Origin of the sequence: Streptomyces mauvecolor (assembly GCF_039532965.1) — a bacterium.
Taxonomy (GTDB): domain Bacteria; phylum Actinomycetota; class Actinomycetes; order Streptomycetales; family Streptomycetaceae; genus Streptomyces; species Streptomyces violascens.
In genome coordinates this window covers 213,842-226,113 of record NZ_BAAASQ010000009.1, presented here as the reverse complement: position 1 = coordinate 226,113, position 12,272 = coordinate 213,842, and the positions used below count along the sequence as shown (strand labels likewise).

Annotated in this window: 14 protein-coding genes; 9 read left to right on the top strand and 5 right to left on the bottom strand. The window is 67.6% G+C overall.

What is annotated here, in order from left to right:
- Nucleotides 1–5: 5 nt before the first annotated feature.
- The 4 genes from uraH to ABD346_RS13465 all read right to left on the bottom strand — a co-directional run bounded on the left by uraH (nt 6) and on the right by ABD346_RS13465 (nt 1,700).
- Entirely contained in the window at nt 6–395 is a 390-nt protein-coding gene (gene uraH / locus ABD346_RS13480) for a hydroxyisourate hydrolase (protein ID WP_344374763.1), read from the bottom strand.
- Nucleotides 395–907 carry a 2-oxo-4-hydroxy-4-carboxy-5-ureidoimidazoline decarboxylase gene (gene uraD / locus ABD346_RS13475; RefSeq protein WP_344374761.1) on the bottom strand — a complete coding sequence of 171 codons (513 nt, stop codon included), beginning with the start codon at nt 905–907 and terminating at the stop codon, nt 395–397. The genes uraH and uraD overlap by 1 nt, the downstream gene beginning before the upstream one ends.
- 167 nt (nt 908–1,074) lie before the next feature.
- Nucleotides 1,075–1,452 (bottom strand): helix-turn-helix domain-containing protein, encoded by a 378-nt coding sequence (locus ABD346_RS13470; protein ID WP_344374760.1) that lies wholly within the window; start codon nt 1,450–1,452, stop codon nt 1,075–1,077.
- Nucleotides 1,449–1,700 carry a YkoF family thiamine-binding protein gene (locus ABD346_RS13465; protein WP_344374759.1) on the bottom strand — a complete coding sequence of 84 codons (252 nt, stop codon included), beginning with the start codon at nt 1,698–1,700 and terminating at the stop codon, nt 1,449–1,451. Before ABD346_RS13465 ends, ABD346_RS13470 begins: the two co-directional genes overlap by 4 nt.
- 124 nt (nt 1,701–1,824) lie before the next feature.
- Between ABD346_RS13465 and ABD346_RS13460 the strand changes: the two genes are divergently transcribed.
- The 6 genes from ABD346_RS13460 to ABD346_RS13435 all read left to right on the top strand — a co-directional run bounded on the left by ABD346_RS13460 (nt 1,825) and on the right by ABD346_RS13435 (nt 9,499).
- Nucleotides 1,825–2,658 (top strand): TIM barrel protein, encoded by an 834-nt coding sequence (locus ABD346_RS13460; protein WP_344374757.1) that lies wholly within the window; start codon nt 1,825–1,827, stop codon nt 2,656–2,658.
- A gap of 61 nt (nt 2,659–2,719) precedes the next feature.
- Entirely contained in the window at nt 2,720–3,610 is an 891-nt protein-coding gene (locus ABD346_RS13455; protein ID WP_344374755.1) for a 2-hydroxy-3-oxopropionate reductase, read from the top strand.
- Between the two features lie 221 nt (nt 3,611–3,831).
- Nucleotides 3,832–5,289: a catalase gene (locus ABD346_RS13450; protein WP_344374754.1), complete on the top strand. Its 1,458-nt coding sequence runs from the start codon at nt 3,832–3,834 to the stop codon at nt 5,287–5,289.
- 1,111 nt (nt 5,290–6,400) lie between these two features.
- Nucleotides 6,401–6,793 carry a DUF6507 family protein gene (locus ABD346_RS13445; protein WP_344374753.1) on the top strand — a complete coding sequence of 131 codons (393 nt, stop codon included), beginning with the start codon at nt 6,401–6,403 and terminating at the stop codon, nt 6,791–6,793.
- Nucleotides 6,786–9,008: a hypothetical protein gene (locus ABD346_RS13440; protein ID WP_344374751.1), complete on the top strand. Its 2,223-nt coding sequence runs from the start codon at nt 6,786–6,788 to the stop codon at nt 9,006–9,008. Before ABD346_RS13445 ends, ABD346_RS13440 begins: the two co-directional genes overlap by 8 nt.
- 23 nt (nt 9,009–9,031) lie before the next feature.
- The gene (locus tag ABD346_RS13435; protein WP_344374750.1) at nt 9,032–9,499 is read left to right on the top strand and encodes a hypothetical protein; all 468 of its coding nucleotides are present in this window, start codon (nt 9,032–9,034) and stop codon (nt 9,497–9,499) included.
- An 11-nt stretch (nt 9,500–9,510) separates the two neighbouring features.
- On the opposite strand, the gene ABD346_RS13430 is transcribed toward ABD346_RS13435, so the two are convergent.
- A complete protein-coding gene (locus tag ABD346_RS13430) occupies nt 9,511–9,954 on the bottom strand; it encodes a hypothetical protein (RefSeq protein WP_344374749.1) in 444 nt (147 codons plus the stop codon).
- Nucleotides 9,955–10,047: 93 nt separating this feature from the next.
- Between ABD346_RS13430 and ABD346_RS13425 the strand changes: the two genes are divergently transcribed.
- From ABD346_RS13425 to ABD346_RS13415, 3 genes are all read left to right on the top strand, one after another.
- Nucleotides 10,048–10,233, top strand: a complete 186-nt coding sequence (locus ABD346_RS13425) for a hypothetical protein (RefSeq protein WP_344374747.1) — start codon at nt 10,048–10,050, stop codon at nt 10,231–10,233.
- A gap of 143 nt (nt 10,234–10,376) precedes the next feature.
- Nucleotides 10,377–11,630, top strand: coding sequence for a helix-turn-helix domain-containing protein (locus tag ABD346_RS13420; protein WP_344374745.1), 1,254 nt, complete (start codon nt 10,377–10,379; stop codon nt 11,628–11,630).
- 84 nt (nt 11,631–11,714) lie between these two features.
- Nucleotides 11,715–12,209 carry a hypothetical protein gene (locus ABD346_RS13415; protein WP_344374743.1) on the top strand — a complete coding sequence of 165 codons (495 nt, stop codon included), beginning with the start codon at nt 11,715–11,717 and terminating at the stop codon, nt 12,207–12,209.
- Nucleotides 12,210–12,272: the final 63 nt, after the last annotated feature.

Below are 12,272 nucleotides of genomic sequence, written 5' to 3'. Positions count from 1 at the left end.
GTCTGCTAGCTCCCTCGGTAAACGGAGTAGCCGAACGGGTTGAGCAGCAGCGGTACGTGATAGTGCTCGCCCGGGGTGACGGCGAAAGTGATCGCCACCTCCGGGAAGAACGCACCGCTGTCCCTTACGCGGGGGGCGTCCTGCTGCGCCTCGGCTTGCTTCTTGGAGAAGTAGGACTCGACCTCGAAGTCGAGTCGTACGTGGGTGGTGCCTTCCGGCAGGGCCGGCAGGTCCTTGCAGCGCCCGTCCGCGTCGGTCGCGGAGCCGCCGAGCGAGATCCACTCGGCGCCGGAGCCCGAGCGGGCCGCGAGCGCGATGGCGACGCCCTCGGCGGGGCGTCCGATGCTGGTGTCCAGGATGTGCGTGGACACCGAGGCGGTGGTCGCGGTGCTCATCAGTCCTTGTCCTCTTCTACGAGACGGGTCAGCCGGATTCGGTTGATCTTCCCGAGTTCGGTGCGCACGATCTCGCGCTCCTCCTCGGCGGTGTTGCCGATCCGGGTCTTCACCGCGTCGCGCATCTGCTCGCCGGTGGCACCGGTGGCGCAGATCAGGAAGACATGGCCGAACTTCTCCTGGTAGGCCAGGTTCAGTTCGAGCAGCTCGGCCTTGAGGGCCTCGGAGGCCCCGGCCATTCCGCGCTGTTCACGTGCGGAGGTCGGGTCACCGGGCTTCGGCCGGCCGATCGGCGGGTGCCCTGCCATCGCCTCTTCCAGGTCCTTCACACCCAGCTCGGCCAGAGCGGCGTCGCTGGCGGTGAAGAGGTCCTCTGCGGTGGCGTACGGGCGCTGGGCGAGCAGCTTGCTCCCCCACGCCGAACTGGCGCACACCTCGTGGAGCACGGCGAGGGCCGCGTCATCCTGTGAGGTGTTGAACCGGGCGAGGCCCGGCGTCGAAGTCGTAGTCACGGCGGCCTCCGTGGCCTTGGTGCTGAACGGGCTGCGGATAGCTAACGCTCTCCGAAACATCCCGTCAACACTTTGTTGAAAACTTGGGGTTACAAAAACCGCCGCCCGGTGTCCGGACGGCGGTTCGTTGCGCGGGGGGTGCCTGAATGGGCACCGAGCGTGCTCGCTCAGTCATCCTTGGCGGTGTTTTCCCTGTTCAGGTAGTTGTACACGGTGAACCGGCTGACTCCGAGGGCCGAGGCGACCGTCTCGACGCCGTGTCGCACCGAGAAGGCGCCGCGCGCCTCCAGGGTCCGTACGGCGGACTGCTTGGCTTTGCGGTCCAGGGACGCGAGCGGCATGCCGTGGCGGCGCTCCATGGCGGCCAGGATGTGATCCAGCGAGTCGGAGAGCTGAGGCAGCCGCACGGCCACCACGTCCTCGCCCTCCCAGGCGAGCACCACGTCGTCGGGCAGGGCCTGGGCGGGCGGCAATATGTCCGCGCCCATGGCGTCGACGAGCGGCTTGACCGCCTGGATCAGGGGGTGGTCCGCGGGTTCGGTCACTTCTCGCCCTCCCCGATCACATTGACCTGGAGCGAGACGCGGGTGGCGCCCGCCGCCAGCGCTTGGCGCAGCAGCGCGTCCACCGCGGTGAGCACCTCGTCGGCGCCGCCTTCCGCGGTATTGCCGAAGGGGCCGACGTCGACCGCGTCGAGCCGGGCCGCCTGGATGACGTCGCGGGCGACCACCGCATGCGGGGGCGCCTCGTCGAGGTCGAAGGGCTCGGTCGTGAACTCCACTCTCAATCGCACGCGCTCAACCTACTGCGAGGTGGACGAAATCCGGGAGGCCCCCTTGACAAGCCCGCCGGTCCCCCTGCAACCTTCCATCAAGCAGAAAACAACTTCCGCAATACGGAAGGAGCGCATACCCCTCATGGGATACACGAACCAGCGCTTCGATGTGAACCTCTCGATCCTCTTCACGGAACTCCCGCTCCTGGAGCGCCCGGCGGCCGCGGCCGCGGCGGGCTTCACGGCGGTCGAGCTGTGGTGGCCCTGGATCGAGACCCCCACCCCCGAGCAGGCCGAGCTCGACGCCCTCAAGAAGGCGCTCGACGACGCCGGCACCCAACTGGTGGGCCTCAACTTCTACGCCGGCGCCCTGCCGGGCCCGGACCGCGGCGCGCTGTCGATTCCCGGTGAGGAGTCGGACCGCTTCCGCGCCAACATCGAGGTGGCGGCCGACTTCGCCGCCTCGGTCGGCTGCAAGGCGCTCAACGCGCTCTACGGCAACCGCGTCGAGGGCGCCGACCCGCAGGTGCAGGACGCCCTCGCCCTGGAGAACCTCGTCCTGGCGGCCCGCGCGGCCGACCGGGTCGGCGCGATCCTCCTGGTCGAGACCCTGAACAAGCCGGAGTCGCCGCTCTACCCGCTGGTGAGCGCCCCGGCCGCCATCGAGGTCATCGACAAGGTGAACACCGCGACGGGTCTTGGCAACGCCAAGTTCCTGCTCGACATCTACCACCTTTCGATGAACGGCGAGAACGTCTCCGAGGTCATCGAGGCGTACGCCGACAAGACCGGCCACGTGCAGATCGCCGACAACCCGGGCCGTGGCGCGCCGGGCACCGGCTCGCTGCCGCTGGAGGAGCTCCTCGACCAGCTGGGCAAGGCCGGCTACGACGGCTGGGTGGGCCTGGAGTACAAGGCCGCCGACGCCGCGGCCTCCTTCGAGTGGCTCCCCGCCGAGGCCCGCGCGGCCCGCTGAGGCACGCCCCCCGGGCCTCAACTTCTTGACGTACCAAAGCTTTTAGGAAGGCAGCACCCTCATGAGCAACCTCCCCAAGATCGCATGGGTCGGCCTCGGCATCATGGGCTCCCCCATGTCCGAGAACCTGATCAAGGCCGGTTACTCGGTCACCGGTTTCACCCTGGAGCAGGACAAGCTGGACCGCCTCACGGCGGCCGGCGGCACCGCGGCCGGCTCGATCGCCGAGGCCGTCAAGGACGCCGACGTGATCATCACGATGGTTCCGGCGTCCCCCCAGGTGGAGGCCATCGCGTACGGTGAGGCCGGCATCCTGGCCAACGCCAAGCAGGGCGCGCTGATCGTCGACATGTCGTCGATCACCCCGCAGACCTCGGTCGACCTCGCGAAGAACGCCGCCGAGAAGGGCATCCGCGTCCTCGACGCCCCCGTCTCCGGCGGCGAGGCCGGCGCCATCGAGGCCGTCCTGTCGATCATGGTGGGTGGCGAGCAGGCCGACTTCGACGCGGCGCTGCCGATCCTTCAGGCCCTCGGCAAGACCATCGTCCTGTGCGGCCCGCACGGCTCCGGCCAGACGGTGAAGGCCGCCAACCAGCTCATCGTCGCGGTCAACATCCAGGCCTGCGCCGAGGCCGTCGTCTTCCTGGAGAAGTCCGGCGTGAACCTCACGGCCGCCCTGGACGTCCTCAACGGCGGTCTGGCCGGCTCGACCGTGCTGACCCGCAAGAAGGACAACTTCCTGAACCGGGACTTCAAGCCCGGCTTCCGGATCGACCTGCACCACAAGGACATGGGCATCGTCACCGACGCCGCCCGCAACGTGGGCGCGGCCCTTCCGGTCGGCGCGGTCGTGGCCCAGCTGGTCGCGTCGCTGCGCGCCCAGGGCGACGGCGGCCTGGACCACTCCGCCCTGCTGCGCGCCGTCGAGCGCCTCTCCGGCTCGCAGGTCTGACCCACTCCGCGGGTCCGACCCACCGGAAGCACCCCTTCGGGGGCCCCTGATTTCCGGGCGGCGGCGGCGCTGACACCTGTCCTGTCGCGCCCAGGCGCCGCCGCCGCCCGGAAGCCCACATCTCGTTTTTCAACAAACTGTTGACGTTCCCTTCCGGGCGTATTTACGCTCCAGGAACCGCGGAACACCTCAGCGGTGCAGCTCCAGTACGGAAGGTCACGATGTCGAAGCGCGTGCTTACGACCGAGTCCGGCGCCCCCGTCGCCGACAACCAGAACTCCGCCACCGCCGGCGTCGGTGGCCCCATCCTGCTCCAGGACCAGCACCTCCTGGAGAAGCTCGCGCGCTTCAACCGTGAGCGCATCCCGGAGCGTGTGGTGCACGCCCGCGGCTCCGGTGCGTACGGCTACTTCGAGGTGACCGACGACGTCACCGGCTTCACCAAGGCCGACTTCCTCGGTGAGGTGGGCAAGCGCACGGAGACGTTCATCCGCTTCTCCACCGTGGCCGACTCGCTCGGCGGCGCGGACGCGGTCCGCGACCCGCGCGGCTTCGCGCTGAAGTTCTACACCGAAGAGGGCAACTACGACCTCGTCGGCAACAACACCCCGGTGTTCTTCATCAAGGACCCCATCAAGTTCCCCGACTTCATCCACTCCCAGAAGCGCGACCCCTTCACGGGCAAGCAGGAGCCGGACAACGTCTGGGACTTCTGGGCGCACGCCCCCGAGGCGACGCACCAGATCACCTGGCTCATGGGCGACCGCGGCATCCCGGCCTCGTACCGCCACATGAACGGCTACGGTTCGCACACCTACCAGTGGACGAACGCGCAGGGCGAGGCCTTCTTCGTCAAGTACCACTTCAAGACGAACCAGGGCATCCGCTCGCTCTCCGCCGAGCAGGCCGCCGAGACCGTCGGCAAGGACGCCAACAGCCACCAGACGGACCTCCTGCAGGCCATCGAGCGCGGTGTGAACCCGTCCTGGACGCTGTACGTGCAGATCATGCCCGCCGCCGAGGCCGCGGACTACCGCTTCAACCCGTTCGACCTCACCAAGGTGTGGCCGCACAGCGACTACCCGCTGCAGCGCGTGGGCCGCCTGGTCCTGGACCGCAACCCGGACAACGTCTTCCAGGAGGTCGAGCAGTCGGCCTTCTCCCCGAACAACTTCGTTCCGGGCATCGGCCCCTCGCCCGACAAGATGCTCCAGGGCCGCCTGTTCGCCTACGCGGACGCGCACCGCTACCGCCTGGGCGTCAACCACACCCAGCTGCCGGTCAACGCCCCCAAGGCGACCGAGGCCGACAACTACGGCCGCGACGGCCTGATGGCGACCCGCAACGGCCGCCGCACCGACAAGAACTACGAGCCCAACTCGTACTCGGGCCCCGCCCAGACCGACGCGGCCCTCTCGGCCCCCCTCGCCATCCACGGCTACACGGGCACCCACGCCGCCCCGGCCCACGTGAAGGACGACGACTTCTTCCAGGCCGGCGAGCTGTACCGCCTGATGTCGGACGACGAGAAGTCCCGCCTCATCGCGAACATCGCCGGCGGCCTCTCGCAGGTCTCCCGCGACGACGTCATCGAGAAGAACCTGGCCCACTTCCACGCCGCGGACGCCGAGTACGGCAAGCGCGTCGAGGAAGCGGTCCGCGCCCTGCGCGAGGACTAGTCTCCTCGGTTCAACCTCCAGACCGTGCAAGGGATTTGACGGGAGGTCAAACCCTTTGCACAGTCCGATCCGCCGACCCGGATGAGGGGTGGTCGGCGGATATGGACAACCCGAGGATCGCGGCGGTGTGGCGATGCCAGTGCGGTGGTGAAGGCGTGAGCGCCGCCCTTCCTGACCTGAAGGAAGGCCCCCGGCGCCCACACCAATCGCCGCCGCCGCGATCCCGGCAATCCTCCCCCCGAGAACCCCGCCCGGCGGTGCGAACGTCCTGTCGCGCCAGCCTCGTTCCGCCGGGCGGCAACAACTCCACAGCCAGGACGCTGGGTTCGGTTTACGGTCCCGAATCGAGCGTTCGTTGATCAGCCGGTGACCTGCGGAAACGCAATCACCGGCTGATCGTTTTCATTTTGTGGCCAAACGCAGGCCAAACGCCACCTCGAAAATGGGCCTACCGTCCATCCATGGCGACCATCAGGAAGCGTGATCGTAAGGACGGCTCCTGCACCTACCAAGTCCGATGGCTCCAGGGCGGACGTGGCGGAACCTGGGAGTCCGAGAACTTCGCCGAGGGAGACGCCGGCCGAGCAGTTCAGGATGCTCCAGACCGGCCCGTCACAGGTACTCCGTGAGGTCCCAATCGGCGGCGCGGCCGAGGACCTTTCCGTCGACGCGGACGCGGCGGGCGCCTTGCTCGTCGGGCAGGGTGGGCGCTTTCGTCACTCGGTGGGGTGAACACCCGCCCCGTCCTGCATCGTTGGGGTTCGCCGGGCAGCATGGGGCCGGGTCCGGAGGAAACGACAACCCAAACCGATCGCAGTACTGCCCATTTGGTCGCGACAGCACCTCCGGACCCATTGGCGTCCGCTCACGTCGCAACGTACTGGTGTGGCCTCCTGCCCCTCTATTCGATCACCGGTGAGTCCCCGGCGACCACGTCCTCGGCGCTGATTTCGTTGATCCCTGTGGCGTGGCTGGATCTCTTTCCGATCGGCTCGGATCTGCATTGCGTGTGCAACGTCCATTGGGTAGAAATTGAATCTTGCCCGCGGGGCTCATGGGGTGCCATTGGCTGCAGGGCGGGGTTGGGGCGACGGGGAGCGGGGAGTTTGCGGTGACCGGGTGGGATATCAGTCCGTCGGGGGTTCAGGGCGCGCTCAAGAAGGCGGCGGTGTCGGCGGAGGATTTGTCGACGGCGGGGACGAATCTGAGTGACACGCTGCCGCGGACGGCGACGGCTGCGGGCACGGTCGCATCGGGGTATACGGGGCCGGCGCTGGCGACGGGTCCGGTGGCTGCGGCGCTGGGTGAGTTCATGCAGCACTGGCAGAAGGATCTTCGGTACGTCGTGGAGCGCACGGGCAAGTCGTTGACCGGGGCGGTGGAGGCGACCACCGAGTACGCCAAGGGTGATCTGACGATGGCCGCGCAGGCCCAGCACGCGGCCATCCAGGAGCCGGTCCCGGCGCCGCCGGGGTTCTCGGGGAAGCAGGCCGTCAGTGAGTGAGGCCGAAGCGATCGTGCCCTCGGGTATCCCGCAGTTCACCGGCGACCTGGACAGCCTCGACCATGACACGGCGCTCCTGACCTCGGAGGCCGGTGCGTTTCGCGATGCCGGGGCGGGGATCCACTCCCACTTCCAGAGCACGGCGGCGTTCTACAAGGCGCCGGAGGCGGACCAGTTGTTCGCCACGACGGCGCCGGTGGCTGCGAAGACGGCGACGTTCGCGGGGCAGCTGGAGAAGGTGGCCGGTGCGTTGAGCGCCTACAGCCAGGAGGTGCGGCCGCTGGCGAAGAAGCTCGAAGACCTGCAGCGCCAGGCGTTCGCGTTCACCGCGACCATTGCGGGCGATGACCACTGGCGTCGCGATGAGAAGAAGCGGGACCGCAACGACGGCCTCAAGGACGAGGTCCAGGCCACCCTGGAGGCGTTCTACGAAGCCGAGATCACCTGCCACAACAAAATCACCGCGCTGGTCGGCGGCAGCACCCTGGTCCTCGGCAGACTCAGCGGCGGACAGATGCTGCCCAAGGGCACCAGCGCCTACGGGGCCAGCGCCGACGACCTCAACCACCTGGACAACGCCCCCTGGGGCACCTACGCGGAGCCCGAATACACCGGGCTGAGCTGGCTGGGGCACCAGGTCAAGAGCTTTGTGTGGGACGGCTTCATCGTCGACGGGATCTGGGGCACCGTCAAAGGCATCGACATCCTGCTCGGCTGCAATGGGTCGGACGCGGCCGGCGAGGCCTGGAAGGGCCTGGCCAAGGTCGTCACCGGCCTCGCCATCGCGATCACCCCGGGCGCCAACGCGCTGTTCTGGGCCACCCCCGACAAAATGATGCCCACCTGGTTCCGCGACTCCCGCACCGCCCTCAAGGAGACCGGCAAGGCGCTGATCGCGTACGACGAGTGGGGCAAGAACCCGGCCCGCGCCGCGGGCGGCGTCACCTTCAACGTCCTGACGACCGTGTTCACCGGCGGCGCCGGAGCGGCGGCCAAGGGCGGAGCGGTCGCCAAGACCGTCTCGGTGCTGGGCAAGGTGGGACGCGTCGTCGACCCGATGACGTACGTCTTTTCGGCGGGCAAGTTCGGCGTCGGGAAGGTCGCTGATGTGTTCAAGGGCCTCAAGGGCTTGTCCCTCGGCCCGCTCGCGGACGCCGCCCACCTCCAGCCCGACGGCACCGTCCTCAAATTCAGCGACGAAGTACCCGTCATCAAGGGCGACGTGATCGAGTGGCCGAACGGCAGTCGCCTCGACCTCAAGGAAAACACCGTCACCCTGCCGGACGGCACGAAGGCCGCAGCACACATCGAACTCTCGGCCGCCGACCGAGCGATGCTAGAACACAACCTCCCCCACCACGAACCGGCCATGACAGGCGCCCAGCCAGGAGAGAGTGCTGCGAGCCGCAGCGGAGGGGGCCTCCCGCCGCGTGCTGACCATGCGCCGCCCGGTCAACACGCAACCGAGCAGACCCGCCCGCCGAGTGCCTCAGGCGGGCCACACGGCGTGGCCGCAGGAGACGTGCACGTACCGTCTCAGCACGGAGCCGGACATGACGGGGGCACCGCCACGTCCGGCAGTCACCCCGGTGGGCACGATGGCGGCCACCACATGCACGAGGCCAATGGCGAACGGTGGGAGGACAGTCACCACGGCGAAGAGCCCCATGGCGGGCATGAGGCGGAGCATGGCAACGGCGAGGGCGGAGAAGCCAATCACTCCCGGCCTGCGCTGCCGCCGGGGCAGGCGGACCTGACGCTGGATCAGGTCCGCAGACTGCGCGACAAGAGGACACGGTGGTCGACAGCGGAGGACTACTTCCGCCAGCTCTACGGCGGCGGGGCCGAGCGGCACTTCCCGGTTCCGACAAACAGCCATCCGCTGTACCCGGTCGAGGCTGTTGGCGGCCGGAAGGTCGACGTGCCAGTGGATCTGCCCGACGGTCGGACACTGGCTGTAGAGATCAAGACATACCAGGAGTACCGGACCATTAAGCTCGACGGAGGGGGCCATCAGACGATCAAGGTGGAAGTGCCCCTCAGTAAGCACATCAAGGAGCAGATCCACAAGGATCTCGCGCTGCGGCGGGCCGACCCTGGCTACGATCCCCGATGGGTGTTCACACACGCAGGGCCGTCGGCCGAACTGCGTAACTACCTCATACGGGCCCGTATCATATTCGTAGAATATGGCCCCGCTCCGAAACTGAAGTGAAACGGCAACATGGAAGGCGAGTTATGAGCCAGCAGGGTGAGTCCCAAGAACTAGGTTCAGATCTGCAGCAGTGGACCGAGGGAAGTCGACAGAACGCTCTGGAACTCGCAAAGATGCTCGGAGTCTCCGAGGGCGCCTACGAACAGGACCCGCTGAGTCTGATCCCTGCCTTGCAGAACTATGTATCGCGACTCCCTTTGTCGCAGTTTGAACAGGCGGACTGGGCCACCCTGCACAGTGATCTCACCTCCTTCCTCGCTGATGTCCTTGTGCGTCGCCACAGGGCCACCTGGCAAGTGGCCGACGACCCCACCGGCCCGCTGGGATTCCGTTATGTCATCGAAGCCCAGGGGCTGGACGGGGATCTACACCGCGTGGACCCGGCTGACGTGGTCATGGCCGAGTTCCAGAAGCAGCCCATCGAGATCGTCCGCATGCTGGCCAGCGCGGAAGTGACCCTGCGGCTGAGCAGGACTGTCGAGGACAGCTAGCCAACTGGCGGTCAATCCGCCAGCACTTCGACTTCCTCCCGCTGTATCAACGAGAACTGCACGAGAGTGCCGGACCGATTGAACAAGACGTCCGGCAGTTCGCTCTCAGGAAATCGAATCTGCCCAATAAGGCCATCTGACACAGAATGGCGAGCAAGTTGCTCGACAAGCTCTTTGAGCTCCGGAAGATCCTCGGAATGAATTTCCTGTCGCACAGTTAGAGCCCACCCTCGGGTCCCATGAACGAGTCCACCCAACAGGACTCCACCGATCCGATGGGCAGCGCCTCGGCCGGACCACAGCGGGAAAGCGTCCAGATTACTGTCGTCTGACAGGTCCCCACCCGGTACTTGCTCCGAGTCCAGCCCCAAATGCCACTGGACCAAGTCCAGCACCTCTTGCGATGATTCCGCGCGTAGATCCAGCGCGAGGTCGAAGGCGTAGATGTCACTCATGGATTCAGCGTAGATCGCGTAGCAGAACCGCGAGGGTTGGCACCCGCTACCAAACACCGCTCGAAGCGGGACGCCGCCGTGCACAATGACGCCATGACCACCGCACTTGTCTCCGCCGCCGCCCGCCGCACTGTCTCCCTCCCGGCTGAGACCACCCGCCGCCCGCTCACCGCACGGGCCGCCGCCCAACATGCCGGACACGTCCCGACCGCACTCAACCGCGTCACGGCGGCAAGCGGGAACGTGCCCAGCGCCTCGGCGTTCCAGTCCGCCCTGTAGCAGCCGCTCCCCCAACGAGTACGCCCCCTGACGGCGTTCAGGCCGGGCAGGGGGCGCTTCTTCATGCTTGAAGGGGGGCGCATAGAACAGGCCTTGCCCCATACCCTGACAGTGTCGAGCTGTAAGGAAGGGGCAAGGCCGTTATGTCTCCTGATGCTACCCCGGACCCGTACGAGGACCCTGTGCGCTTCGGGCAACGCGTCCAGATCTTTAGGACCCGACGTGGCATGACCCGGGAACAGTTGGCCGGGCTCTTGGGCCATCACGCCTCATGGGTCAAGAAGATCGAGGGTGGTCAGATGAGGATGCCGCGGCTGCCTGAGATCCTGCGCATCGCGGAAGTTCTGCGGGTACGCACTCTCAATGATCTAGTTGGGGCGGACACCACCCCAGACATTGAGCTGTTCGTAGGGCCAGGCCACCCCAAGCTCCCGGCCGTCACAGCGGCGATCAACCTGTTCCCCTTCGACACGGACCGGGCCGCACCGTCGCCGGCCCATCTGCAAGCCCGCCTCGCCACCGCGTGGACCGCCCGCCACAACGCAGCGAACCACCGTGAGGTTCTGGGCACCTTGCTACCGGACCTGATCCGTGACGCGCAGCTCGCCGTGCGACAGAGCGAATCAGCGGCCGAACGCCGATCCGCCCATGCCGTGCTGTCCGAGGTGTACTCACTGTCGCAGTTCTTCGTGGCCTACCAGCCGGACGCTGCGCTGCTGTGGCGTGTGGCCGAACGGGGAATGGTGGCCGCGCAGGAGAGCGAGGACCCGCACGCGATCGGCGTAGCCGCTTGGCTGACCGCCCAAGCCCACCGCGACTCTGGCCCCGGTCACTTCGACGCCGCGGACGAGATCACCATTTCCACACTGCGCTACCTTGCCCCATTGCTTCCCGACGCCCCGGCCGAAGTACGGGCGATCGCTGGCGCGTTGCAGTTCGAGGCTGGATACACCGCCGCGCGTCGGGCCGAATCGGGGACTGCGTGGGGCTGGTGGGACAAGGCCACCCGAACCGCGGCCAGCCTGCCCGCGGGCTACTACCACCCGGTCACATCCTTCGGTGCGGCCATCATGGGCGCCCACGCGGTCACGGTTGCTGTCGAGCTCCGGGCCGGTGGCGAATCAGTGCGGCAGGCCACCCGCGCCGAGGCCGACGTCATCCCGTCGCGGCCACGACGGGCTCGACACCGGATCGAACAGGCCCGTGCGTACTACCTGGACGGTCAGCACGAGACGGCCCTGTCCACGCTCGAACTGGCCCATGCCGCCGCGCCGGAGACGATTCGGTACAACGGGTATGCGCGCAGGATCGTCCTAGAAGAGGTCGAGTCGCGGATGCCTGAGCGTCGTCGCCGGGCGTCAGACCTGGGGGTGAAGATCGGAATGCTCGCGGCGTGAGGCAGGGGCCGAAACCCGGCCCCTTGCCACTAATGAACAGCTCTACGGTCGCGGCTAAGCGAACAACGACCGAGGGGCGTTCCCGTGCACACCGCAGCAGACGCCGCACAGAGAGAAACCATTGCCGCGTGGCTGGCCGACAGCCTCAACCGGCCGGATGACGCACGCCAACAGTGGATGGACGGGCACGTTGCCCTGCTCGCGCTGGGGCGCCGCTTCTCGGCCGTCCGTCTGGCTGACGAGCTGGTGTACGCCGTGGCCGTCGGTGAGGGGGCGATCGCGACCGCGGTCCTCCGTGAGTGTTTGCGCGGGCCCGTCATCCACGATCCGCACAACCGCCGCTTTTACGCTCTTGTGCCGCCGTCTCCGCCCGGGCCCGGCCTCGGCCCGTATGCAACGTACGTCGGTCTCGGCAACTACATCGGCGTACCCCGCGTCGGGGACAACGAGCCGACTGGGAGCCTCACGAGTTACTGGGCCGTGCCCATGGCGGCCCCGGGCGCCCTGTGCGATCCGCTCCGGGTGAACGGGATGATCGAAGCGGGCACGGCTGCCCTTGCGGCCCGGGCCGAGTCGTGACCGCCGTGCAGGCGCCGGGCACCTACGTCACACCCGAGTGCCGCGAGGCCCGCAACCTGAACT